This window comes from Methylocystis echinoides, from assembly GCF_040687965.1.
Taxonomy (GTDB): Bacteria; Pseudomonadota; Alphaproteobacteria; order Rhizobiales; family Beijerinckiaceae; genus Methylocystis; species Methylocystis echinoides_A.
This window is the reverse complement of record NZ_CP156084.1, coordinates 1240754-1264905: the sequence shown is the minus strand read 5'-3', so window position 1 is coordinate 1264905 and position 24152 is coordinate 1240754. Positions and strand designations below refer to the sequence as shown.

The window sequence follows — 24152 nt, the reverse complement described above, 5'->3', positions numbered from 1 at the left end:
TGGATGCGGGCGGATTCTGGGGCGTCCAGCCGGCATTAGAAGCCAATCTTGGCGCGGTCGGACACGGCGGCGGCCAGCGCTTCGAGGGCGATATTCTTGTCGGGCAGGTTGGCCCGCAAGATAACGCCATCCGATCGAACGACCGCCCATTTGTTCACCGGGCCGCGCCATTTCACGCGAAGGTCGTTGCCGATGCTCTGAGCCTCTTCGGCTTCACCCGTCATATCATGGCGGCTCAGCTCAATGACTCGGACGCCATTATGCCAAGCGTCGGCGACGAGCAAACGCATGAACCAATCGCAGCTATCGACAGCGACATCGATCAGGTCATAGGGCCGCAGGGTTGTTGCCACATGCCGCCAGAAGTCAGGCTTCAGCACCTCCTCGGGCGTTACGGTCTCCTCCACCGTCGCGAAATACTCGGCGCGCTGGCTTTCAGCCAATTGAAAACGGCGGACGAGAATGGCGGGGCTGTCTGTCATTCGGATTCACTTTCAATGTTTTGCAAGAAGTGGTGGACGATCTTGGCGGCGTCACTGTCGACAGCGTCCATTTGCTCGGCGAGCTTCAGCCCTTCGCGCAGGTGCCACCCCACCCCGCGAAGGGCTGCGCCGCTCGGATCGAGCGACGACAACGCGGCGTCCATGATGGCTGCAAAAGCAGTCGCAATCTGTTCGACTTCATGCGGCGTCATGTGAGAATCTTAAGCACGCGGACTCCGAGACGCCACGTCGCTTTTGCGGCCCTTGCGGGTTATGCGGTGTTTTTCATTGACGGAAACATGATCGCTGATCAGCCATCCGAGCCCGTGCCCGCATTGCTGGCGTTGTCCTGAGTTGCCCAGCGGATAGCACGACAATTCCGCACAGCCACGAAACAAAGCTACAATCACGCGGTTCTACTATTATCGAGTTGTAGGAAAGCTCAGGTAGGGTCCACCATCATAGGTTGTGGCTCCCCCTCAAATGGCTTAGGCCGTGCTCCTGCGACTTCCTCGCGGACTTATCTGGGGGCTTCAGGTAAGTTCGCACTCCGAAAATCCGCTCAGACCGACAGCTGGGTTCCGTGGTCGATATCGCAGAAAAAATTCACGCAGCGATCACAAGCTGGGAGTCTTGCACGGGTGGGAAGATATCTGAACAAGGCAAGCAGATAATAGTCTCCGCCGTGCGTGCGATTGTCTACGATCCGCATCCTGGATGGCGTTTACCCTCAGGCATGGAGCCATGGCCGACCATGGAAGAAGCCTTGGCCGAGGTGCAGCGAGACGCCATCAGCAAAATAGGGCCGGCCCTAGATCAGATCGCAGCCAAGTCTCCGGACGGCAAGACCGTAAATACCTTCGAGATGCTACATTCTTTCCACGAGATATTTCAGGTCTGGTGCCCGTTCCGGAAAGACTGAAGCCGACACCGCTATAGTCCCGCGCGGCGGAAATACCCTGCGACCCGCGCGCTTACACGGTCGCCGCTCAGATACAGCCGCAACGCCTCTTCATCCCCATCAAGATGCATCGCGAGCGCCACCCTCGACACTCGCCAATGCCCCCCACCGATGCGGCGTCCGATGCGATGCACGGCACACCAGTGCTGAATTGTCCTGGGCGCAACCCCCGCCAGACGCGCAGCGACATTCACGCGGATCGCTTCGGCGGCGTCGAAGGGCTTCAGGATGAAGTCAGTCCCATCATCTTCCATCGTCACGCCTCACCCTCCGCCGGGACGCGGCGCAAGTCGATGATCGTCTCCTTGCCGGTCGCAAGGTTTCGAATGGTCAGGCTGTGAGGCCATCCCTCCACCGGTTCATCCCACCAGCCCGTGGTGGAGTCGCAAACTTTGCGACTCATCACCGGGTCGGTTTGCGCCGGCCCGTTCCGACCGCGTTCCGACGCTAGTTCCGACGCGAAAGCCTCGATTTTTGCTGCTTCCGTTTTACCCCTTACATAGTGTGTTGGAACTGTTGGAACTGTTGGAACGTCATTGAAATTGTTAGGGTTTTCCGAGGCCAAATGTTGGAACTTTTTGTTGGAACGTGTTGGAACGGAAGGTTGGAACGGCCCCAGTTCCGACGTTCCGCCCGTTCCGGCCGTCTTTTTGGCTGTCTCCCCGCGCATGGTTTGGAGAAGCCCTTGGAGCGCCTCAGCCCTCATTTTCCGCCCCCTCCAAAATGCCGGCCGTCACCACGTAGACATTGGCCCGCCTGTCGCCCCCAAGGTTGACCTTGCATTGAAAGCCGCGCCCGCTTTGAACTCGAAGCAGGCCCCTGTCCGCGAGCGTCTTGGCGACAAAGGACGGGTTAAGTCCGGCGCAGATTTCCTCCTTCCAGACCTGCGGCGAGACCCACCACTCGCGCTCAGAACCCTCGCCCTTGCGCCAGCCAAGCCGGTTATTGACGGGCCGGCTGTCGCCGTCGCCGCCAACTGCTTCAAAGCGACTTTCCCCGTGAAGCTCGATGACAAGCCGCACCGCCTCGATGGCTTGGCGCACCTCGCCCGCATCGGTCCCGCCCCTCGCATCGATCCACTGGCGGAGAGCCCAAGCCGCCGCCTCACGCGCCGCGCCATTGCGCCAAGGCACCACTCCCACCAATGTCGCCAGTTCGCCCGCCGCAGCGATAAGACCAAGACGTTGCGCCGCCCGATCAACCTGACCATCAGCCCCGGCCGGAACCTCCGCCGCGACGAAGCCCGAGACCATCGCCCGCACGGACTCCCCGTCTACGCCTTCGGCAATCAGCCGGCGGACGAACTCCGGCCCGGCCGTCCCATATGCCGATTGCGCAGCAACCTTGATGGCCTTCGAGAGCTTCCCCGCATCGCCCTCCGGCCCGGCATGATCGAACGCGCCGCACCCGAGCCCCCGATCCGCTGGAATGTCGAGCAAGCGCACTTCTTGGCCGGCGCGAGCCCTTCGTCCTCTGTCTTCCGCGAGCTTCGTGGCAATCGGGATTTCGCCCGTCGAGAGAACAAGGACGCGCCAGCTTTTCGGCTCCCGCAAAGAACCATCGCGCCCCGACCGCGCTTTGCCAGTCCCATTTGAGAGCCCATAGACAGCCGACTGTGCGTCACGGGCTTCGACCACGCCCAACTCATCGAGAACCAAGCAAGTGTCCGTCGCGCTCGACGCCGCGCCTTCGAGACCGTTTGCCGTCGCCCGCCACGCCCGCACATACCCAGGAGAAGCGCCACGGCCCCACACGGAAGCGCCAGCTTGAAGGATGGTCGTCTTGCCCTTGGACGATGGCCCGAAGAAATTCAGCCCGCCGCCTTCCTGGCCGGCGATATGTAGAAGCGGCCCGGCCAGCGCAGCAGATATGGCGAGCACGGCAAGCGCATGATCCGCCGCGAGAGCGCCGACGCCGGCCTGCCAATCTTGGAGCGTCCCGCGTGACTCGTATGGACCATGCGCCGCACCGTCGAGAATGACAGTCTCGGACCCTCGCGGCCCGATTGTCTCACCCGGCAGCACGAACAAGTCGCGATCGCCTATCCTATGCCAGCCGGTCCGCGAAACTATGGTCACGCGGCCCTTGGTCGAGACGCCGCACAGGTAGGTCGCGAGCGCCTTCTGTTGCGCCCGGTTCACGCGAAGCCCGTCAGATACAAGGGAGGCCGCAAGCGACGCCGGCTCACCCTGTAACGACGCCTCGGCCACATGCCGCAAATGCTCGCGCCCGTCGCCGTCACGCCAGCGCAGCCATTTGCCCCAGTCCCTCCCGTTCGGATCACGCGTCGCGCCGAGCACTTCGAAGGGCGAGCACACCCATTCGTTAACCGTCTCGGCGTCGTCGCCACGGCCCTTTGTCGCCTCGATTGTGAGCCCGCCCGAGCCCATCGAGAAAGCGCCCCAGGAGATAAAAGCAGGGCCCGCCTCGAACGGCTTGAGGAGCTTCACGGCGGCGGCGCGCAGCGCCGCAAGGTCCGCCCATTCCACTACCGCGTCGGCCGCGTCCCAACCGGCTTGCGGCTCGCGCTTTGAACCATTGGGGGCCATCGCCGCGAGCGCCATGGCGTCGATAGTTGAAACCTCGCAGCCGAGCCCGGCGAGAACTTCGCCAACCTCGCGCGCATACTTTGCGCCTGGCGCATCAGCGTCCGGCCAGATCAGCACGCGCCGGCCGGCAAGCGGCGTCCAATCGGCTTTAGACACAGCCTGAGAACCGCCGGGACTGGTTGTCGCGATGCTTCGAGTGAAGATGCGCCCGGCGGCATCCGCCGACTTCTCCCCCTCAACGATGACGACGGGAGCATCAACATTGCCCGCGATGGCGTCTAGGCTGTAGAGCGGACGCGGAGCCGGAGCCGCTTTCCATTTCCACCTGACATGCCCAAGCGCGTCACGCCAGAGAGAGAGCGGGAGTATTTGCTTGCGCTCGCCCACCGGCTCGAAGCGACGAACGATAAAGAGCACGCGCCCTTGATAGTCGTGATACGTCCATTCCGCGACATGCCCGCCATGCACAGGATGCGTCGCCGGCATCGACGGCGCGTCAGACGGGACCGGCGACACAATGTCCCCCGCATCCTCTTGCGCGGCCGGAAATTCAATCACGGAACTCCGCATTTCGTCAGCGCTTAGAGGCGCAAACCGATTATTCATTGAGCGCCTCCGAGCCCGAGCATTTCAGAAAGCAGCCGGGCGGCCTTTCCTTGATTAACGTCCTCCAGGTAGGCGACGAGCGAAACGGCGTCGCCGCCCTTGTCGCCCGAGGCGAAGTCAGCCCATCGGCCCGTGCGCAGATTGACCTTGAAGCTTCCCGGCGAACGGTCCGCGCGCCTGGGGTTGCGGACGACATATTCCCCGGCAACAGCCTTTCCGCCCGGCAACAGCCTATGCAGCACGGCCGGGAGAGCGGAGAGCGCCGCCCGGTTCACCGCGTCGAAGTCGAGACGGTTGGTCATGCCCGCCCCCATTTCGGCATGGCAGCGAGCAACGCCGCGTATGTCGCAGGATCGATCCGCGAGAAGTCCGCCAAGGTCTCGGACAGATCGCGCCCTCTGACGAGATCGGCCAGAAGCTCGAAGACGACGCGCTCGCCGCACGCGACAAGGTTATGGGAGAGACGGCGCAGCGCCGCCTCATTGTCGGTTTGGTGCTGCATCAGCGCGCCTCCGTGGTCTCGAAGGCGATCCGGGCCAGCAGCGTCGCCATGTCGGCGTCGAGACCGAACTTGCGGCGTAGACGGGCGACGCGGAGGCGCTCGACCACATCGGCCGCAACGTCGGCAATCATTTGAAAGTCAGACGCCGGTCTGGTAGATTCCCTGTCGAGCCGCTCGCCAATGCGCTCATTCTTCGGGCCGTTCCTTCTCGCCGCACGCAATGAAGGGACGGCCCTCTCAGTTTTGAGGGCCTGCATTCGCTTATGCCGCCTCCCCAAGCAATCGATCGATTTCGCTCTCAGGAACGACGGTGCGGTTCCCGATCCGAACCAGGCGGATCAGTCCCTTGGACGCCAGCGCATACAAATGAGACCGGCTGACGCCCAGCGCAGCGCACGCGTCATTGATCCGCCGAGCGCGCGGCTTGTCGTGGAAAGCCACGCTGCCAGCTTTGTGACCGGTAACTTCAGGGTTTGCAATCATATCCACCATCCTTCGCCGCAGGTGTCTTGATGCGGCTATGGATGGACAACACCACCAGGGCGACTACGGTTAAAGCCGCTACAATTTCCGTAACGTAAGAAAGCGCTACGATTAATTGTCGCCTTTATCTGTAGTTTGCGCCTCCCGCTTGCAGGCTTGTCCCAGTAGCGTCTCTTGAGGCGCATTTTGCCGGCTCAATTCATGCCATCGCGCCTTGTCGGCGACCATCGCATCCTTAGCATCAGCGATGACTTCCATTGTATAATCACGAGCTTTTAAAAAGCGGTAGAACATCTGCTCAATTTCCTCTCTGCTTTTGCTCTCTTTGCCGCTCTTTCGCTGCCGGCTGGCAACAATCTCGCAAGCACTGGAAACCGTTAGGGTCCGTCCCGGCTGCTTCATGACAGCAATGACTTCTTTAGCAATTTTGAGTAGCTCTATTGTTTTTCTCGGAGCACCGCGTCGCCGCGATAGATTGAACCCTGGCACAAAGTCGCGAGCTATCATCAATGCTATCATTGGCGCATGCTCGCTATTCATGAAATCCAGCCCATACTGCTCGGCTATGATGCCAGCACGTCTAAATTCTTCCTCGATTAAAGTCCGCTCTATCCATTCATACGTCTCGACTTTCTCGCCTTCTGCTAGCTGGATCGGCAGTTCAAGCAGCCGAAGGGCCTTCTCGGCGCTCGGCGATGGCTTTCCGAAATCGATCTTTTTCTTAACTGTGCGTTTAACCATTCGCGAGCCTCGCGAAGCCCAGGTGGAGCGCAAGGCAGCGGATGGGCTAAATCCGTTTTCGGGCCGTCGCCCTAGCCTTGCGCGTTCCTTACGGTGGGCAAGTTGTCCGCCGTTACTGTCCGTTGTCACAGCAAACGAATTTTATTGGCCTGCTGCTTGATTCACTCGCCGCCGGCGCAGGACGCAGCGGACAATTTGTCCGGCGCGTCGCAGCCCTTTTCCTATGCAGCGGCCAAGTTGTCCGCTGCGTTGCAGAGGGTTCGCACAATCTGCGAACCTATCAAGTCGCAAACTTTGCGACTTGCCCGTGTGGACAATTTGGCCACTCGGTTCGACCTGCGCTCAGCGGCTCAAGACGCGCTGCGCATACGTCTGGGCAGCGTCTTCGAAACGCGACGTTGTCCGCGCCAACCAGAGCATCAGCCGCGCGAGGCGGAGACGCCATAGAAGCATGATAAGGTAAAGCAGGCCGGGGCGATCCTTGGCTATCATAGCGCCAGCCTCCACCGGGAAATCGCAGCCTCCAAATTGTCGAGCATCTTGTAATGCTGCTCGTCAAACATCTCGTCGGTTAGGTTTTTCTTAAGAAACCCAAGCAGCGCGATTGCTCCTGCCGGCGTCGTCGGGACGGTTCTCGTCAATCGCTCAAACGCCTTCCGATAATCACTAAGCAACGCCTCTTCCTGGCGGCGCATGTCGGTGAGGCCGTGCGCCTCGTCCCACTCGCGCGCCGCTATCTCTTCGGCTCGCTCCCGCGCCTTTGCATCGAGGTATTCGGCTTCGATCTTCTCAGGGTCGGCGTCGGGCTCGGATAACAATTGGTCGCGCAGCCGTTCGACTTCTTGGCGGCCGATGCAGTGACCGCGCCAATCTATTAGGCCAAAGGGACGCAAGCTACCGGTGCTCCATCGTATATCGTCAACAATGTCAGCGAGCCTCATCGAGACTTGGCAGCTTTCGGCGTCGAGCCGATTAACCTCGGCGATGGCTTCAAGAGCCGGATCGGTTTGGGTAATGGCGATATTCACTGCTGGCCTCCCGTCGCTTCGAGGAAGGCCACGCAACGCATGATCGCCTCGCACTCTTTGCCCTCATGGTAAAGCTGGCCAGGATCGCCGCCCATGACGGTGGCCACATGGCGCAGCAACGCGAGCGCGCCCTGCGGCGTCTGTGGCTGCATCCCAAATATTGCGGCGTCTGCATCATCCAGCGCATCGCCGGCCACGTGTTGGGCCCGCCAAGCGGCGTCAATCGACACTTTATCAGCACGGCTAACGATAGTGTTGTCGGTATGATCCATCGCTGTTTCTAATTCCGCATTAAGCCTGCCCCGCCCTGCGATGGCGGAAAAGATTGGATCGGAAGCCATGTAGGCGCTCGCGACAGCCGGTAGCCCGACGACGGGCGCAGCGGCGAGGCCGGTAAGCAATGTTCGGCGATTTGGTGTAGAACCTGATTCAGCCATGGTGCGAAACTCCTTTTTGCAATGTGGTTAGGTCGGAGCGCGGCTTGCCACTTCACCGCGCCCCGGCCGCTTATCAGGCTGATTTGCCTGATATTTTGAGATGAACGACTTCGCCGCCGCGACGCATTTCATCGCAGCGATCCGCCCACCAATTCATCATCCGAATGCGCTCTTCCCAAAAGTCTGCCCGAGCGTATGCGCGGCGAACGGCGTCTTTATCTACGTGCGCCAGCTGCCGCTCGATTGCGTCGGCGTGCCACAGCCCGCTCTCATTCAGCATTGAGCTTGCGGCCGATCTAAAACCGTGCGCCGTCATTTGATCGGGCTTGTAGCCGAGCCGCCGGAGGGCTGCCGTCAAGGTGTTTTCCGACATGCAGCGCGCCGCCGAGCGGATGGATGGGAAAAGATATTTCCCGCCGCCGCCGGTAATGACCTGTAACTCGCGCAGGATCGCCACAGCGCGAGGCGCAAGTGGAATCCGATGCTCGCGACCCATCTTCATTTTTCCAGCGGGAATGACCCACACGGCCGCGTCAAGGTCGATCTCCGCCCATTCTGCCGCCCGAAGCTCGCCGGGGCGAACGAAGGTGAGGGCGAGCAATTCAAGGGCGATGCAGGTCTCGGGAGCGCCGTGGTAGCCATCTATAGCTCTGAGAAGCGCGCCAAAAGCTTTCGGGTCTACAATCGCGCCGCGATGTTTCAACGTGGGCGTCGTTAGCGCGCCTTTGAGTGCGCCGGTCGGGTCATTCTCTGCGCGGCCGGTGGCGATAGCATACCGAAAAACGGCGCCGATGACGGAGCGCAAGCGGAGCGTCGTAACATGCGTTCCGCGCCTTTCAACACCACGTAAAACAGAGAGAATCTCGGCCGCCGTTATGTCTGCTATGGGGCGCGCACCGATAGACGGCGTTGCGAGAGCGAGTAGGCGCTCCAGCTGGTCAATCGTGGCTTCGCGCTTTTGTTCGCGCCGCTTCTTTTCGACAAGTTCTGTGGCGACGGCGCAAAACGTGTTTTCCGACGCAGCCGCCCTCGCCGCCTTCTCTAGTTTCCTCGCTTGGCCAGGGTCCCGCCCGTCAACAAGTAGACCCTTAGCGCGCTCGCGTTCCGCCCGAGCCTCCCGCAATCCAACCGTCGGATAGACGCCTAGGGCCAGCAGCTTCTGTTTCCCGCCGAAGCGATAGGCGAGACGCCAATACTTTGCCCCGTCAGGCTGGACCCACAGTTGCAGCCCGCCGCCGTCCGAGAGCTTACGGACCTTATCGGAGGGCGCGGCCTTCCTGATCTCAATGTCAGTCAATGGCATGTTGGTATGATCCCGCCCGGCGAAGCGCCGACACCAACTCTTATACCATCGTTTTCCGTGGATACCAACGGGCAGCGACGGACGCTCACAGACAGGCCGCTAGCGTAATGCCATTGTTTTTACGCGATATTCAGACAATTATGGACACTGGCGGATGCTAATGAGGAGACTTCTCCAACACCCGCACCGGCTGGACGGCTGGCGGCGGCGTCGAGTGGATGTTCATGCCCAATTGGTCGGCGAAGGCGGAGTATCTCTACACGGATCTCAACAGCGGCGGCCAGACCGGCTACTGGGGCTTCCAGACCGGCTACCATCGCCACCCGCAGTTCAACATCGTTCGCGCGGGCGTCAATTATCACTTCAATTTTGGCGCCCCGGCGCCAGCCGTCGCGAAATACTGATCGGCGGACGCTCAGGGTTGAGACGACAGCGGGAAGCTCGGCTTGCGCCGAGCTTCCTTTTTTGCGCCTTTGAGGAGGCGGGCTTACGGACTCTGCGGAGCTGAAGTCGCATCGTTTGCGCTCTCCTCGGAGCGCGGCCGCGCAACCAACTGTTTGCTGCGCCGCCTGTTCTCGTCCAATTGCTGCAGAACCACAAAAAATGCTGGAACCAGCACGACCGCGAGGCAGGTCGACGACAGCATCCCGGTGAGCACAGTGACGCCCAGCGATCGTCGCGCATTGGCGCCGGCGCCCGTCGCAATCACCAGGGGCAGAACGCCGAAAATGAAGGCGGGTTGCGGGAATCCCCCGAGGCGCTGATCGCTTCGAGGGAGGAGCCGGACGCGATCGGCGATGATCTGGGGCGCAAAAACGAGGGCGTTGTAGCTCACGGCGGAGCCTCAATCGCGCGCCGAAGCCTATCCGTCGGTGAATGTGACAACGCGGGCCACGAGCCCACGTCGAGCGCCGGACAGCTGAAGGCAGAACCGAGACTTGCAGAAAACCTTGGCTGGGGCGGGAGGAGCCTACGTCATAGGCATTTTTCTAATTGAAAGTATTGATTATCCATTTCAAATAGGCTTTTTATGGTGTACCAGATTGGTGTACCCGTGGCGTACATTCGCTTTAGAACCGGCGCAGATGGCTCTCGACAAAAGATACTTGGAAAAGCACGGTAACCAATGGCGTGTTCAGGTTAAGGTACCTGCGCCCGTACGGCACATCGTCGGAAAAGCTAAGTTAGTTCGACCCTTGAAAACCGACAGCTTAGCGAAAGCTAATGCGTTACGCTGGAACGTGGTCGCTGAATTCAGGGAGGTGATCGCCTCTGCGCAAAGGCAACTGGAAACGGGAAGCGGCTCACTACAAAACCCCATTGTCCGGGATGCACTTGATTACAGGAAAGAACTGCAGCGAGCTCTGAAGGACCCTAGCTACGGGCAGGAGATAGCTCCTTGGGGCGAGGTGGTTGCCGATGGCCCAATGGTGATGCGTTCCCTTATTTCGGAACGGGCACAAGAATTGTCAGAGGCAGGTAACCCAGGGGCTGGTTCGATTTTCTACAAGATAGCTTCAGGGGAGGAAACGCTACTTGTCACGTTTATCAACCAGTGGTTGGCCGAATCTTCCATGAAGCCTCGACAGAAGATCGACTACCGTAGGGCAGTTTTGAAGTTGGACAGATGGCTGGGTCTCAACGGGCACGCTCTAACAATCGAAGCCGTCACCAGAAAAGCGGCTGGTGATTACGTGACAAAAGCCTTTGTAGAAAGAGGCGCTCACTGGCGGACCGCTAACAAGGACATTTCCTGCCTGTCATCCTATTGGAAATGGTTGCGTAGAAAGGGTCATGTTGAAGACAACGTATGGCAGGGCCAATCCTTGCCGGAGCGTCGTGTTTCCAAGCAAGAAAAGAAGCGGCCTTATACGGACGAGGAAGTTTTGAAGCTTATCTCTAACGATCCTCCCGAGTACCTTATGGACGCAATTTTCATAGCGGCGCTATCTGGAATGCGGGTCGAGGAAATTGCTCAGTTGCGGATAAGAGATGTTCAGAACGGAGTCATCGATGTCAAGTTGGCGAAGACCCCTGCAGGCGAGCGAGAAGTACCAATACACTCTTCTTTATTCCACATCTTCGAGCGGCGTTGTAAGGGTAAACCATTAGACTCCTTCCTTTTCGACGAACTGCCGACGCCAGCAGAAGGGAGTCCGGTCGAGCGGTCGCAAAAAATCTCCAAACGCTTCACCGATTACAGAAGGCGGATCGGTGTTGATGACAGGCTCCCTGGAGCACGACAATCGAGGGTTGATTTCCACAGCTTCCGTCGATGGTTCTCCAAGAAAGCAGCCGATGCACTCGACAACGGTGCTACCGGCTACTCGCCTTGGACGATTGCCGAGGTTATTGGGCATTCAAAGGAGGACATGCCTCTTGGTATGACCATGGGCCGTTATGCCGGGGATACCAGTTTAGCGGCCAAGCAGGCTTGTGTTGAATCGGTGACGCTTCCAATCAGAAACAAGAGTGGCCGAGAACCCGAATAGTCGCCCCTCCTTGGCCGCTACTCGGGCTCTCATTTACGCCCTTGTTTTCGGTCGGTTAGGTCTCTGTGACCGAGCTGCCCGCCGTGGTCCCTAAACTCCTCCCTTAAAACTCGGCGTCTTCAATCGAGGCCATCGGTTCGACAGGTTCCGGCAGGATGTAGACCCGCACGCGCCTTTCGCCCGATCCACGCCTCCCCTGAGTGACCCCTGCCGCTTTAAGGGCCATTCCGAGTTCTTTTGTGTTCTTTACCTGCTGCCCGTACCCCTCTTTTGTCAGCTGCCGCACCAACTCGTCTAAGGTAAATTCTCTCCGCAACTCCCTCATTAGATGCCCATTGGCGACCACCTCGGCAATGTAATGCTTGAGAGGACTGCCGCTTGCTTTGATGATCGCCTTCTTCGCCTCCGTGAGTGGCGGTGGAGCAAAGGGCTTAAACCGGGATAAATCACGTTTCATCAGGAAGGTGTAGATGGCGTTCATTCCCTCTTTCGAGTCGATGTAGGCATTCAGCTCCTCGTAGTAGAGCGTGTCCTTCGGTTGGGCTTTGCTGTTGAACACGAAGTACCGCCTATCACCCTCCTCAAGGTCGATGGGAGCTTCGTGATTGGAGAACATTAACAATCTGGCGAAGTTCTGAACCTCCATCTCTGGGCCGTATTTGATGTTCACGCTGACAGTCGGCTCCGTAATGATCGGCTTCAGCTTGTTGGCTAGATCCCAGTTTCCGTATTCGTAAATCTCGTCTACCTGAATGATGAGCTGTCCCACGAGCCACCCGTCAAACGAACTCTTCAAGTCCTTCGACTGAGCGACTCGGCTGTTCCTCTGGCCAACGAGCCGCCGTACAATCGTTCCAAGCGTGGATTTACCAATGCCCTTGGCCTCGCTCGTCAACAGAATGGCGTGATTAACTCGCTCCTCCGGCCGTTGAAGGAGGTGTGCCATGAAGTCCAGGATGTGATCTACAGCCTGCTGGTCCCCATCAAAGAGGTATGCAAGGTGAATGAGAAGCGGTTGCGGTGGTTCAGCATCTGCGATGATCTGCCAAGGGGGCGCTCGCCATAGGTTCAGGACCAACCTGCCTAAGCCGTCCTTGCTTAGTTCGCTTTGACCCGGAAGAAACTCCACGGCTTCCGCCATGACGAAACCAAAGTCACTGTCAGGATCGTCCAGGGCACTCAATACGTCCTCGAAACTTTCATACCATCGGTCTTTCTTTCCCTTCTTGTTTATGTAGAGAAAAGAATGTGCGCTCCTTGAAATCCGGTTGAAAGTAGCGTCTTTCATCGGTGGAGCTTTTAATGGGTCTTGGCGATACACGATCCCGTCGTGCTGGGCAGACCAAGCAAACTTCTCTACCAACTCATTCCGAACTTGACTGACCAATTTCTTGAACTCTGGGGCATCTTCCAGCGGCAGTATCGTAGTCTCCTTAACGTGAACGTTCATTGTCACCGCACCCCCTCTAAAGCCTCGGTCAGTTCCCGTGCTTCTCGATCCCTACCTCGGACTTCCTCTCTTTCTAGATTGGCAAGGTAGACTCCGATGCCCCCTAAGGCGGAAGCAAGCCACTCTCCAATTGAACGTGTCACCCTTGGGGGCAACTCAGTGTATACTCGCTTGAGCCTGCCAGAATCTTGGTCCACCCATTCTCGGGCGTTTATTCTCGTGAGACCACGCACCCTTCTTACCAGTTGGGTTCTGAACGCCCTATCAGTAACGAACCGCCGTGGTTCCATGTCCAGCATCAGATACATTGCCAGCACGTTCTCGACGACTTCCCTAGCAGCTACGTTTCGGGAGAGTTTTACTACCTCCACAGCGGCCTTCCGCTCCCAGCCGATCCCTGGCCTACCGCTTGCAAATCGGTTCAGGATGCCTTCCGCCAGTTGGACTACAGCGTTCCACCTTTGATCGGCCATCTGCCAAACGGAACTTTGGATGTTTTTATGGATTCGGGCGGTAACCATGGCTCGATACGGTTTAAGCTCTGCTGTTGTAACCCCTTTTTGGTTGGGGTCGCCATGACGCCTGTCGTTAGCTTTATGTTTGGAGCAGTAAACTCCGTATCCACTCGCTGGCGACAAGCATCCAGACACCTTGCAACTTCTTTCCATTCGATCTCCATTCGCTTTTTGTATCCGTCCTAAGAAGGACAGAAACGTTTTAGCGAACGAAGAAAAACTCACTCAATACTGATTCTAATGCTTGTTCTTCAGGTCAGCGAGCTTATGTTGCGATTGAGCAACACGGAGACGGGTTAGCGTCTTCCCAAGTTTCTTAGGCGTTCACTGAGTGTCTTGCTTAGTCGACTGAGCTGGCTACTTAGCTCGCCGGGGAGGCAAAGGATGATAGACGAAGACCCTATTGCAGATGTGCCCTGGCATCAGGAGTTCGTTAAGGTTCTCAAGTGCGCTGAGTGCAATGCCGCCACTGACAAGAATTTGTTACGAGACTCGAACGAAAACGTCCCGCAGCCGGGTTACATAGGCCGCCACTACGATCGCAGTAAGCTCTTGCTGGTCGGGCAGAACCCTGGCTTGCCAAACGAACGGTTGGGAGATGCAGACCGGGTTTACACCGCAGCCCTCCGAGCCCTGCGCGATACCGAAACGGTCGCAAGCTACTCACATCTGCAAGGCCTCCTAGACGATTTCATTCCGACCTGGCCAGTGCATGGGCAGTATTTTCCTCTGGTGGAATGCGGCCTTGTTCTGGAGGAGATTGCCTACTGCAATCTGGTTCGCTGCCGCACAAGTAGGGCCGGCCAAAAATACAGCCCGCCAAACAAGGCGACTGCCGCTACCTGCCGAACTTTGCATTTCCAGCGATGGCTGGACCTACTGAAGCCCCGCGCTGTCATTTTCATAGGATTGTGGGCCAGCCAAGCAGAGGGCGGAGGGAAAGCCGCCTGCGACGCCAGAGGCATCCCAAGCGTAGCTGTGAACCGAAGCAAGGGTCTAAAAAAGGAAGAGTTGAAGTCAAATCGCTCTGCCGTGATTGAGTTCGTCCGAAAGCACATTCCTGGACACGGATGAGAAGCACGACGATCTCCGCAAGAATTCCAATGTCTCACATGGCCCTGCCCGTGTGGGTCACCGCAAAACGACGAAAAGCCGTCTCACAAGAATGGCACTTGACTTGAGACGCCATTATTCTCACAATGTGGTGCATCGTATGAGACAGGAGGGAGTCAATGCTCGTTGGATACGCACGAACCAGCACCACGGAGCAGGCGGCGGGCTTGGAGGCCCAGCGCCGAGACTTGCTGGCGTGTGGGTGTGACGAAGTCTTCGAGGAACTGGTGTCCTCAGTCCAGCGGCGAGACGAGTTGGAGAAGGTGCTCAAGTTCGTCCGTAAAGGTGACGCACTGGTTGTGACCAAGCTCGACAGGCTCGCCCGCTCAGTTCCTGACCTTGTAAAGATCATGGGGCGGCTTGAGGACAAGGGCGCTTCTCTTCGTATCCTTGCCATGAACCTCGACACGGACACGCCGACAGGACGTTTGTTGATCAATCTGGTTGGCTCGATAGCCCAGTTTGAACGAGAAATAATGCTTGAACGCCAGCGGGAAGGGATAGCAAAAGCTAAGCAGGAAGGGAAATACAAGGGACGAGCCACAACCGCACGAGCGAAGTCGTCAACCGTTATGAGCTTGTATAAGTCTGGTAAGAGACCGTCAGACATTGCGAACGAGGTTGGAATCGGTAGAGCGAGCGTCTATCGCATCCTCAACGACATGCGCAGCGACTAGTCTTAATCCACCCCTCAAAGAGCGATGTTAGCCACCGACGTGGGAGGGGGGAAACGAAGAAGATACGCACCACAAAAGGGCTTAACAAGTTTTTGCTGGATTTTTAGCGTCTCCAAGGCTCAACCCATAGTTTCTACAGTTGCTTGGCCGGGCTGGCTCAGCCAATCGTGAAGCTGCGCGGGGGTCATAACGCCCGCTATGACCTTAACTAATCCGGCAGCAAGGTCGTGTGTTTCGACCACAGCTAGCTTTGCACACCCCTGCAGATGCTCCGGCACATTTGGATCAATCCCCGGCTGACAGACAGTTATACAGAAGTTTTCGTCGAAACCGTATTGCGAGGCGCTGGCAAGCACGACGCGGGCACTGTTTAAGTCAACTAGTCCGTTGTTCTGTTTGGTTTTGCACTCAATGACCAGATCTGGTCTTTCCCCCACGTGCAATAGATAATCGAATGCCCCCGGTCTCGTGCCGTCATCGAAAAGAGTAAAGCTGAGTCCAGCTCGATTCAGCAAAGCCTCTAAAGATCTCTGAAATTCCAAGTCCCGTGTTGCGTAGAGATTTTCTAACAGGAGACGATCTTCACCGGTTAAGCTTACTCTCTGCTGGGAAAGACAACGAACTCGCTGCTTCATGTGCCATTCGTTAGCCAAACGCTGCAAGATTTCCGCATGACCCTGCGCATCTCTGATTCCGAGGCTTCTGAACACGGAGATTAGAGCAGGCCAGTTTGTGCGCTGCCGAAAGTGGTTGAAAGACGAGAAACCCGCGGATCTTAGCTCTATAGCTTCCCTACGCCGGATGTGCGGCCGCCCGTTCTCAGACTTGAGATCCATCATCCATAAAATGTTATCGGGAAGACCTACGGTTAATCGTCGACTGAGTAGGCGCAGCGAAGGCAAAAGCGATCTCAAGCGACTGAGTTCGTCAGGAGACAAACGTCTGAAAGCTGTCGGTCTTTCGGCTTCGGGGAGTGAACTCCGGGTAGCTATCGCCAGAATGTTCGTGATACCCGTGAGGCACCAATTAACATCGTGGCAAAGCGTCTGTATGACGCCTGCGCGCAGTCCTGGATACATTCGCTCCAAACTGGGTATGTGCTCCCCGTTGATCCAAGAGATTAACAAACTTGAACCATTAGCGGCCGATTTGTTCGCTTCCCACCTCCCTCCGTCAACCAGAAGAGGTCGGCACTGGTCTGCAAGAGCATTCACTTGGTTTGTGGCCAAGTGATACGGGATGAAACGGGTTCCTTGAACTCCCGAAAACTCTGGTGAACACAGACATGCATGGAATAAGCAGAATGCAAGCTTATCAGGCTCCCCTACGTTTCCATCATCAGAGGGTAAGAGACCAGCTAGTCTCGGTCCACGACTTGCTAGGTATTCAAGAAGATAAGCAGCAGTTTGGGGCAGGAGGGCGCTGGCCGCCACTGCTTTGCCCACGTCCGTTGCGTACAATAAACTCATAGTAAGAAGCCCCAAGCTTTTAGTTCGTCGATGGAACTTGATACCGCTTGCTGCCAGTGAGCTAATCCTGCTCTGTTGCGTGCCCGCTCCCGCTCTGCGCTCAAGGTTCCCGTCAAAAACGATTCAACCTCTGCTTTAGTCTTGCAAATGCCGGACGAAGCTAGTTGTAGAGCTAGATGAGTGAATGCCTCCGGGCGCAGGCGTAATTCTAGTTGACTAACTAAATCCGGCGATAAGTAAACATTTGCCGCCCGCTCTCGAAATCCATTCTCTGCTGTAAATAGAACTCGGCCATAGTCTCCCTCAAAACCCATGCGGCCCACGCGCCCAGCCATGTTCTGAAAATCACTCGCCGGGATCGGCTCATGTATCTGTGTCCTCTGATTGTACCTTTTCCAGCTATCAAAAACTGCCGTTCGGAACGGGAAGTTGACGCCCGCAGCCAAAGTGCTTGTTGAAAAGACCACATCGACATCACCAGCCTTTATAGACTTTTCGACCAGTGCACGTTCTGCTTGCAAGAGATCGGCCGAATGGTAGGCGAACCGATGCTGAAGGTAGCTCGTAAGCTCTAGCGCCGAGGTGGTCGCGTCCGCGAGTTCCTCATGGATGCTAACACGCGGCCCCACAGTTACGCCTTTGGACTCAGCGAACTCCTGCGCTAACTCAAAGACTTTATTCTTTGTCATACAGAACACAACTACCGGCAGACAATCGCCTTCAGCTAGGAGCTCCCTTACGATTCCTATAGTGTCGATGCTTCGCTCACGCCCGCGAGCTTCCTCAGTTATGTCGCCGTTATCCCGCGTCGTTTCGAAGAGCTGGACCCGGTCAGGCCTGCGACACTCATACCTTAAGTGCTTCTCTCGTTGGGTGGATCTGATGAGCCGTACGTCAAGCCAGCTGCTCAACGCTTCTGCATCGGAGGCCTCCAGGACTGCTGAAAGACCAACCACCTGGCCCCATCGCGCCATCCTCAAAATAGTCATTAGGACTTCGATCTGCTTACCTCTGTGCTGATCTCCAATAATCTGGATTTCGTCACAGACGACAGCGCAATGGGACATGTCTTCCCTAATGCCGCTGCCGGCCAGCATGGCAAGATACTTTTCGTAGGTCGCTACCAATACCGGAACGTTTAATGGCTCGATCGGAGTGTTTCCATTTCCATCCCTTATCGAGTCGCCATCAGCTAAAACGATGCAGCTTCCGTCGCCTTGAAAGCAAGACGGTCTTAGCAGGGCATCCAACTCCTCGAACTTCTGAGCCGCTAATGCGCGGTGGGTAACCAGGTAGACCGCGTGGTGTCTAGGATCGCTCTTCAACCAACTTGCTAGGGCCCAAATGCCTATAAGGGTTTTCCCGGTTGAGGTAGGCGCTACCACGAGCAAAGATGCCCCACGGGCAACACCAGCCTCTAAGGCGGCAAACTGAACGTCAGTTAACGATGGGTCCCCCTCGGCGGTTCTCGGAACAAGCTCTGGGTTCGAGACTATCTCATGAGGGAGGCCATGGCTGCTCGGCAGTTCGTATTTCATGGTGCGCCTGAATCAAAAGACTGTCGTTAGATCGGGACAGAGACTATACCCCCGCAGGGTTACCGGCGGCATTGATAAGTCGGCGGCTTCGCAGGGAATGGACTGGCATCATGTCTGGATACTCGTTGATGTACCAAGGGCGGTCACCTGATAGTAAATCTCGGGTTTTATTGAATAAAAACAAATTAGTTTGCGCCTGGCTGCGGCGGGAGAAGCATATGCCTTCGTGGTGGGTGTGCCAGGCTGAGATCAGCTAGTTATGCAACTATCATTTCTGCGGAGTAGAGGAGATTTTAGTTCGCCTCGGCTTAGCCTTTACGATTTTCGATTCGACGGCCTGATTCGTCGGCGTTCCAAGCGGAGGTATTTCACTCATAGTTTTTTCCTTTTCTTCATTAATCAAGGCCAATACAATTGCAGGACGCAGTGGAAAGCCTTCCACTCCAAAGGAGATCGTTAGCACGGAGGGTGCCTCAAGGCGCAGTTTGAAGGGGGGAGTATTTACGTAACCTACCCCATTCTTACCGTCAGCTTTTACTTTCAAAGCGCCAGAGAAGAGCTGTTTTTTTCCTGCAGCAGCGATCATGCGGATAACATAATCGCCAGCTGTCTTGTGCATTATAGGCAATACAACACGAAACTTGTATTCAGCTCCTGGAGACCTCGGAACCAACATAACTCCCACTCGAGCGCCCAAGAGCGTGAGACCCGAATGCGGATCATCTTTAACGTGATCGCAGATAATTGCTCCAGGCAAGATCCGGATAGGCGGTTCATTTTCAGCCGCAGCGTTAGTAATTCCTTTGGCCATCGGTACTTGCTTTCAATCTCAGCACAGTTCTTCTACTTCGTAGTAATTCTCAAGCGTCTGTAAGTCCTCGTTCTCAAATTCATTGATGGTCCCCCACTCGTCATCGTCGCTTATCTCGCAGGTCCAATCCAACGCCTCAGCCTCGAGTTCGATCTCCGCTCCTCGCTCCTCAACAACCTCTAAGTCTATGAGCTCAAACGAGGGTTCGCACTGCATTGCAAGGCTTAGCAACGCAGTCGACTCAAGCGACATGTTCGGTTGCCTTCCTGCAAGCCACCTCGAGATTTGGCTAGGATCGATGTTTAAACGCCGGGCCAAGTCTGCTTGTCCCCAGCCCTTTTGCTTATTGAGTTGGATCAGCTTGGCTGAAAAAGCAGAAAGGACCTGTTGGGTCAGGAACGCGATGGCAACCTTTTTTTCAAAAGCAGAAACTGCTTGTGTGGTCGCTTTTTGCTTTTCTTTTCTGGCAACCGTTTGCTGCTTCGGCTTCATTTTGCAATCTCCACACTAGACATGGATCCCTCCGGGTCCGGAATCCAAGGCGTTCGAGTCAAGTCACAATTGTCGAACGTCCTCTGGCACACCTTCCTATGCGCTGCCACATCGATGGTTTTAGTCTTTCCCTTTGTGTCGGTTGGCCCCTTCTCGCCGATAGACGTTATGACAAAGCAATCCGTGGCGATGAATCGACCGAAAAGCCGAACCTGCGGTGGTCGATTCGGTTCGAGATCAAACCTGATTTCAAAAAATGGACTTCCGCCTCCCTTGGTCAATTTGAAATCAGGAAATGCGCCTAGGCCACGTTCGGCAAAAATCATGACCATTTTTTCCCCTTGTACAAAGCGCTTGAGGAACGCTTGCACATCGGCAGCCGCCCAATGTTGCGGTTCGCCCCCGTTTTTGCCGAACAGTTCCTGCATCAGACTTGTTCTGATCCACACACGCCTGCGGATCGACCTCGCTCGGACCAAGCCAGACACTTCAAGGAGTTTGCCTTCCCGCTCGCATTTTCTTAGAGCTTCGGCCTTCTCGATTGTTAGATCATAAATCATGACTTAAAAGTCAACAGGCTGTGAGGAGTGGAGCTGCCTATTGGTTTAGCACCCCCACAGGTGAGGCGTCCTGGCAGCGCGATCAACTTAGCCTTTCAGAACGCCCTTGGCTTTCTTAAAGGCCTCCCATAACACAGACAGCGGTGCCTAGTTTGGTGTACCAGTGGGGTACCAAGGCCTGTTTTAAAGAGACTAAGCGCTTGATAATACTCTATTTTTTGGAGAACCTTGGCTCTGGCTGGGGCGGGAGGATTCGAACCTCCGTATGGCGGAATCAAAATCCGCTGCCTTACCACTTGGCGACGCCCCAAAGCGCCCGCTCTCCTTAATGCCGTGGGAGCCGCTTCGCAACCCGGGAGCCGTCTCGCTCGCGCCTGCCCCCGCCCCGCCTCGCCGCCGTCCTCGAAACCGGATTCAATGGCCGTTCGAGCGCTCCCCCGACAGCCGCCTCAGACGCGCCTCTTCGAGGTCCAACTCGGCTTCGACCGCATGAAGCGTCGAATCGTGGACGCAGCCGAGGCGGTGCAGGCGGAGGAGCTCGTCGCGGGCGGTCGAGACGGCCTCGAGCGCCATCTCAAAATGCGCTCGTCGCACGTCGACCAGCGCTTCCCGCTCCTCGTGGTTCTTGCGGTAGATGAAGACGCGGCGACGATATTCCTCCATCAGCCGGGGATGGAGATGCGCGCCGTCGTCGTCGACTTCGGCCTCGATCCGCTCCAGCGCCGCGGAATAGACTTTTTCCCTCGCCGCGTGGTCCCCCAGGGGCGGATTCGGGCCGACGGCCGGCGCGGTCGGCTTCAGCCATGTCACCAGCGGTCCGAGCGTCGCGCCCTGCAGCAGCACGGTGACGGCGATCACGACGAAGGTGGTCAGAATGACGAAGCCGCGCTCGGGAAAGCCGATCGGCAAGGCCAGCGCGGCGGCGAGACTGACGACCCCGCGCATCCCGGCCCAGCCGATGATCACCGGGATGGAGGGCGGCGGAAAGGGATCGCGGGCGCGGATCGCCGGGATCAGCAGGCGCGGCAGATAGGTGGCCGGAAAGACCCAGACAAAGCGGGCGGCGATCATCGCTGCGGTCACCACGAGCGCATGGGGGAGCGCCGAGGTCAGGGCGGGGCCGAAGCCGCCCAGTTCTTCGACGACCTTGCGCAGGGCGAGGCCGATCAGAATGAAGACGGCGGCTTCCATCAGAAAGACCGCCGAGCGCCAGACCGCCTGCGCCTCCAGCCGACTCTCGGCGTCGAGAATGGCGTGCTGGCCCCAGCCCATGATGAGGCCGGCGGTGACGACCGCAAGGACGCCGGACGCATGCAACGCCTCAGCGCCGAGATAGGTCGCCCAGGCCGAGAGAAAGCTCGTGATGATGATCAGTTGCGTGTCGCGCAGCCGCGCCATGAGGAAATTGACGAAAACGCCGGCGGCGGCGCCGGCGGCGAGGCCCCCCGCGGTCAATTGCGCGAACATCATCGCCGCGTCCGACCAGTCGAAAAGACCGGTCAACGCCGCCGCCGTCGCGACGCGATAGAGCATGAGGCCGGAGGCGTCGTTGACGAGGCTTTCGCCCTCCAGAATGGTGACCACTCTTTCGGGCACGGGAAGGCGCGCGAGCACCGCCTTGGCGGCCACGGCGTCTGGGGGCGAGACAATGGCGCCGAGACAGAAGCCGGCCGCGAGCGGCATCGCCGGCACGAGCCAATGCGCGACCAGGCCCACGACCGCCGTGGTGAAGATCACGGCCCCGATGGCCAGCATCATGATAGGCCGGAGATTGGCCTTGAAGTCGCGCCAGACGGTGAAATAGGCGCTCGACTGCAGCAGCGGCGGCAGGAACAGCACCATGATGAATTCGGGATCGATCTCGAAAGGCAGCCGCTGCGGCGCAAAGGAGAGCGCCATGCCGCCGATGACATATGCGGCGGCCGGCGGCATGCCGAGCCGCTTGGCCAGGATCGAGAGGATGACCGCCGCCACGAGCAGCGCGAGCACAATGACAAAGGGAGCGTGGGCGATCATCTTGCGTCAGCTCGCGAAAAGACAGGGCCAGGCTAAAGCAAAAGCGCCGCCAATTGAAAAGGCGTCAGACCCCAATCGCGCCCGCCTGCGCCGCCGCCGCGCGCAGCGCCGCAACATTGGCGGCATATTGCGACCCGCCGCCACGGAAGGCGGCCGAGCCGGCGACGAGCGCGTCGGCGCCGGCGTCCACGATCGCCGCGGCGGTCTCGGGAGTCACGCCGCCGTCGACCTGGAGGCGGATGTCGCGGCGCCCGATCATCTCGCGAATGGCGCGGATCTTGTCGAGCTGCGACGGGATGAAGGTCTGGCCGCCGAAACCGGGATTGACGCTCATCACCAGCACGAGGTCGATGTCGTCCAGGACATATTGCAGCGCGCTCTCATGCGTCGCCGGATTGAGCGACACGCCAGCCTTTTTTCCGCGCGCGCGAATGGTCTGCAGCGATCGGTGCAGATGAGGCCCCGCCTCGGCGTGAACGGTGATAACGTCGGCGCCCGCGTCGGCGAAGGCGCCGATATAGGGGTCGACCGGCGTGATCATCAGATGCACGTCCAGCGGCAGGCGCGTATGCGGTCGCAGCGCGGCGACGACGCCGGGGCCGAAGGTGATGTTGGGCACGAAATGCCCGTCCATCACGTCGAGGTGAATCCAATCCGCCCCTGCAAGCTCCATGGCGCGCGTCTCCTCGCCGAGCCTGGCGAAGTCGGCGGAGAGGATCGAGGGAGCGATGACGACGTCGGGCATGCAGTCCTGAAGGCGAGTAGGGGAGGCGGCTCGAACCCCCTCCCTGGCCCTCCCCCGCGCACGGGAGAGGGACGCTAACGATCAGCGCCGCGGCGGCTTACTCCGCCGCTTTCTTCGTCCCGAACTGCGGGTCCAGCGCGCCGCTGGCGTAGCGCTTGGCCATCTCGGCCATCGGGATCGGCTTGATTTTCGAAGCCCAGCCGGCGGTCCCGAATTCCTCGTAGCGCTGGCGGCAGACCTTCACCATCGCCTCCTGGGCGGGCTTCAGATATTTGCGCGGGTCGAACTCGCCCTTGTGCTTCCCGAGCGTGGCGCGGATCGCCGCCGTCATGGCGATGCGGCAGTCGGTGTCGATGTTGATCTTGCGCACGCCGAATTTGATGCCGCGCTGGATCTCCTCGACCGGCACGCCCCATGTCTGGGGCATTTCGCCGCCAGCGGCGTTGAAGGCGTCCTGCAGGTCCTGCGGCACGGACGACGAGCCGTGCATGACGAGATGGGTGTTGGGCAGGCGACGATGGATCTCCTCGACGACGTTCATGGCGAGGATCGCGCCGTCGGGCTTGCGCGTGAATTTATAGGCGCCGTGCGAGGTGCCCATGGCGATGGCGAGCGCGTCGACCTTGGTGAGGGCGACGAAATCCTCGGCCTGCGCCGGGTCGGTCAACAGCTGGTCGTGAGAAAGCTTGCCCTCGGCGCCGTGGCCGTCCTCCTTCTCGCCTTCGCCGGTTTCGAGCGAGCCGAGCACGCCGAGCTCGCCCTCGACCGAAGCGCCGACCCAATGGGCGAGATCGACGACGCGGCGGGTCACGTCGATATTGTATCGATAGTCGGCCGGGGTCTTGCCGTCGGCCTTGAGCGAGCCGTCCATCATCACCGAGGAGAAACCGAAGCGGATGGCGCTGGCGCAGGTCGCTTCGCTGTTGCCATGGTCCTGATGCATGACGATCGGGATATCGGGATACATGGCGATCAGCGCCTCGATCATCTTGGCGAGCATGATGTCATTGGCGTAGCTGCGGGCGCCGCGCGAGGCCTGGATGATGACCGGCGCGTCGACGGCGGAGGCCGCTTCGAGCACGGCGAGGCCCTGCTCCATATTGTTGATATTGAAGGCGGGCACGCCATAGTCGTGCTCGGCGGCGTGGTCGAGCAATTGCCGCAGGGTAATCAGAGCCATAG

27 protein-coding genes, 1 tRNA gene and 2 pseudogenes are annotated in these 24152 nt (G+C 58.3%); 5 read left to right on the top strand and 25 right to left on the bottom strand.

Annotation, left to right across the window (positions count from 1 at the left end; genetic code table 11):
* Window positions 1-35: 35 nt before the first annotated feature.
* Complete coding sequence (locus RVU70_RS06095; RefSeq protein WP_363350189.1) at window positions 36-443, bottom strand: hypothetical protein; 408 nt, start codon at window positions 441-443, stop codon at window positions 36-38.
* A 35-nt stretch (window positions 444-478) separates the two neighbouring features.
* On the bottom strand, window positions 479-694 hold the full coding sequence (locus RVU70_RS06090) for a hypothetical protein (protein WP_363350188.1): 216 nt from the start codon (window positions 692-694) through the stop codon (window positions 479-481).
* Between the two features lie 371 nt (window positions 695-1065).
* Here RVU70_RS06090 and RVU70_RS06085 point away from each other — a divergent pair, with 371 nt between their 5' ends.
* Window positions 1066-1404, top strand: coding sequence for a hypothetical protein (locus RVU70_RS06085; protein WP_363350187.1), 339 nt, complete (start codon window positions 1066-1068; stop codon window positions 1402-1404).
* An 11-nt stretch (window positions 1405-1415) separates the two neighbouring features.
* Here the strand turns inward: RVU70_RS06085 and RVU70_RS06080 are convergent, their stop codons facing one another.
* The 11 genes from RVU70_RS06080 to RVU70_RS06030 all read right to left on the bottom strand — a co-directional run bounded on the left by RVU70_RS06080 (window position 1416) and on the right by RVU70_RS06030 (window position 9092).
* Window positions 1416-1697, bottom strand: a complete 282-nt coding sequence (locus RVU70_RS06080; RefSeq protein ID WP_363351241.1) for a helix-turn-helix domain-containing protein — start codon at window positions 1695-1697, stop codon at window positions 1416-1418.
* 2 nt (window positions 1698-1699) lie between these two features.
* Window positions 1700-1846 carry a hypothetical protein gene (locus RVU70_RS06075; RefSeq protein WP_363350186.1) on the bottom strand — a complete coding sequence of 49 codons (147 nt, stop codon included), beginning with the start codon at window positions 1844-1846 and terminating at the stop codon, window positions 1700-1702.
* A gap of 292 nt (window positions 1847-2138) precedes the next feature.
* Entirely contained in the window at window positions 2139-4550 is a 2412-nt protein-coding gene (locus tag RVU70_RS06070) for a DUF927 domain-containing protein (protein ID WP_363350185.1), read from the bottom strand.
* Between the two features lie 44 nt (window positions 4551-4594).
* Window positions 4595-4900, bottom strand: a complete 306-nt coding sequence (locus RVU70_RS06065; protein WP_363350184.1) for a hypothetical protein — start codon at window positions 4898-4900, stop codon at window positions 4595-4597.
* Complete coding sequence (locus tag RVU70_RS06060; protein ID WP_363350183.1) at window positions 4897-5100, bottom strand: hypothetical protein; 204 nt, start codon at window positions 5098-5100, stop codon at window positions 4897-4899. The genes RVU70_RS06065 and RVU70_RS06060 overlap by 4 nt, the downstream gene beginning before the upstream one ends.
* Entirely contained in the window at window positions 5100-5231 is a 132-nt protein-coding gene (locus RVU70_RS06055) for a hypothetical protein (RefSeq protein WP_363350182.1), read from the bottom strand. The genes RVU70_RS06060 and RVU70_RS06055 overlap by 1 nt, the downstream gene beginning before the upstream one ends.
* A 130-nt stretch (window positions 5232-5361) precedes the next feature.
* The gene (locus tag RVU70_RS06050; RefSeq protein WP_363350181.1) at window positions 5362-5592 is read right to left on the bottom strand and encodes a helix-turn-helix domain-containing protein; all 231 of its coding nucleotides are present in this window, start codon (window positions 5590-5592) and stop codon (window positions 5362-5364) included.
* Between the two features lie 102 nt (window positions 5593-5694).
* Window positions 5695-6324: a hypothetical protein gene (locus RVU70_RS06045; protein ID WP_363350180.1), complete on the bottom strand. Its 630-nt coding sequence runs from the start codon at window positions 6322-6324 to the stop codon at window positions 5695-5697.
* 488 nt (window positions 6325-6812) lie between these two features.
* The gene (locus RVU70_RS06040) at window positions 6813-7352 is read right to left on the bottom strand and encodes a hypothetical protein (protein WP_363350179.1); all 540 of its coding nucleotides are present in this window, start codon (window positions 7350-7352) and stop codon (window positions 6813-6815) included.
* Window positions 7349-7789, bottom strand: coding sequence for a hypothetical protein (locus RVU70_RS06035; protein WP_363350178.1), 441 nt, complete (start codon window positions 7787-7789; stop codon window positions 7349-7351). The genes RVU70_RS06040 and RVU70_RS06035 overlap by 4 nt, the downstream gene beginning before the upstream one ends.
* A gap of 73 nt (window positions 7790-7862) precedes the next feature.
* Window positions 7863-9092, bottom strand: coding sequence for a phage integrase central domain-containing protein (locus RVU70_RS06030; protein ID WP_363350177.1), 1230 nt, complete (start codon window positions 9090-9092; stop codon window positions 7863-7865).
* A 170-nt stretch (window positions 9093-9262) separates the two neighbouring features.
* Here RVU70_RS06030 and RVU70_RS06025 point away from each other — a divergent pair.
* A pseudogene (locus RVU70_RS06025) lies at window positions 9263-9496 on the top strand (outer membrane protein); the annotation flags it as partial.
* A gap of 83 nt (window positions 9497-9579) precedes the next feature.
* Here the strand turns inward: RVU70_RS06025 and RVU70_RS06020 are convergent.
* Window positions 9580-9828, bottom strand: a pseudogene (locus RVU70_RS06020) (efflux RND transporter permease subunit); the annotation flags it as partial.
* 202 nt (window positions 9829-10030) lie between these two features.
* Here RVU70_RS06020 and RVU70_RS06015 point away from each other — a divergent pair.
* Window positions 10031-11584: a DUF6538 domain-containing protein gene (locus RVU70_RS06015; RefSeq protein WP_363350176.1), complete on the top strand. Its 1554-nt coding sequence runs from the start codon at window positions 10031-10033 to the stop codon at window positions 11582-11584.
* A 103-nt stretch (window positions 11585-11687) separates the two neighbouring features.
* Here RVU70_RS06015 and RVU70_RS06010 read toward each other — a convergent pair whose 3' ends face one another.
* Both RVU70_RS06010 and RVU70_RS06005 read right to left on the bottom strand, forming a co-directional pair.
* Window positions 11688-13034, bottom strand: a complete 1347-nt coding sequence (locus tag RVU70_RS06010; RefSeq protein ID WP_363350175.1) for a primase-helicase family protein — start codon at window positions 13032-13034, stop codon at window positions 11688-11690.
* A gap of 2 nt (window positions 13035-13036) precedes the next feature.
* On the bottom strand, window positions 13037-13507 hold the full coding sequence (locus tag RVU70_RS06005; RefSeq protein ID WP_363350173.1) for a hypothetical protein: 471 nt from the start codon (window positions 13505-13507) through the stop codon (window positions 13037-13039).
* A 426-nt stretch (window positions 13508-13933) separates the two neighbouring features.
* On the opposite strand from RVU70_RS06005, the gene RVU70_RS06000 reads away from it, so the two are divergent.
* Both RVU70_RS06000 and RVU70_RS05995 read left to right on the top strand, forming a co-directional pair.
* Window positions 13934-14623: a hypothetical protein gene (locus RVU70_RS06000; protein ID WP_363350172.1), complete on the top strand. Its 690-nt coding sequence runs from the start codon at window positions 13934-13936 to the stop codon at window positions 14621-14623.
* A gap of 158 nt (window positions 14624-14781) precedes the next feature.
* A complete protein-coding gene (locus RVU70_RS05995) occupies window positions 14782-15339 on the top strand; it encodes a recombinase family protein (protein WP_363350171.1) in 558 nt (185 codons plus the stop codon).
* Between the two features lie 119 nt (window positions 15340-15458).
* On the opposite strand, the gene RVU70_RS05990 is transcribed toward RVU70_RS05995, so the two are convergent.
* The 9 genes from RVU70_RS05990 to fba all read right to left on the bottom strand — a co-directional run bounded on the left by RVU70_RS05990 (window position 15459) and on the right by fba (window position 24150).
* Window positions 15459-15974 carry a hypothetical protein gene (locus RVU70_RS05990; protein ID WP_363350170.1) on the bottom strand — a complete coding sequence of 172 codons (516 nt, stop codon included), beginning with the start codon at window positions 15972-15974 and terminating at the stop codon, window positions 15459-15461.
* A gap of 830 nt (window positions 15975-16804) precedes the next feature.
* A complete protein-coding gene (locus RVU70_RS05985; protein ID WP_363350169.1) occupies window positions 16805-18346 on the bottom strand; it encodes a DEAD/DEAH box helicase in 1542 nt (513 codons plus the stop codon).
* Between the two features lie 268 nt (window positions 18347-18614).
* Window positions 18615-19157 (bottom strand): hypothetical protein, encoded by a 543-nt coding sequence (locus RVU70_RS05980; RefSeq protein WP_363350168.1) that lies wholly within the window; start codon window positions 19155-19157, stop codon window positions 18615-18617.
* 18 nt (window positions 19158-19175) lie between these two features.
* Window positions 19176-19649, bottom strand: coding sequence for a helix-turn-helix transcriptional regulator (locus RVU70_RS05975; RefSeq protein ID WP_363350167.1), 474 nt, complete (start codon window positions 19647-19649; stop codon window positions 19176-19178).
* Window positions 19646-20077, bottom strand: a complete 432-nt coding sequence (locus RVU70_RS05970; RefSeq protein WP_363350166.1) for a hypothetical protein — start codon at window positions 20075-20077, stop codon at window positions 19646-19648. The genes RVU70_RS05975 and RVU70_RS05970 overlap by 4 nt, the downstream gene beginning before the upstream one ends.
* Window positions 20078-20444: 367 nt before the next feature.
* A tRNA-Gln gene (locus RVU70_RS05965) sits at window positions 20445-20519 on the bottom strand.
* Between the two features lie 104 nt (window positions 20520-20623).
* Window positions 20624-22225 (bottom strand): Na+/H+ antiporter, encoded by a 1602-nt coding sequence (locus RVU70_RS05960; RefSeq protein ID WP_363350165.1) that lies wholly within the window; start codon window positions 22223-22225, stop codon window positions 20624-20626.
* 64 nt (window positions 22226-22289) lie between these two features.
* Window positions 22290-22970, bottom strand: coding sequence for a ribulose-phosphate 3-epimerase (rpe, locus tag RVU70_RS05955; RefSeq protein ID WP_363350164.1), 681 nt, complete (start codon window positions 22968-22970; stop codon window positions 22290-22292).
* Window positions 22971-23067: 97 nt separating this feature from the next.
* Entirely contained in the window at window positions 23068-24150 is a 1083-nt protein-coding gene (gene fba / locus RVU70_RS05950) for a class II fructose-bisphosphate aldolase (RefSeq protein ID WP_363350163.1), read from the bottom strand.
* Window positions 24151-24152 lie beyond the last annotated feature (2 nt).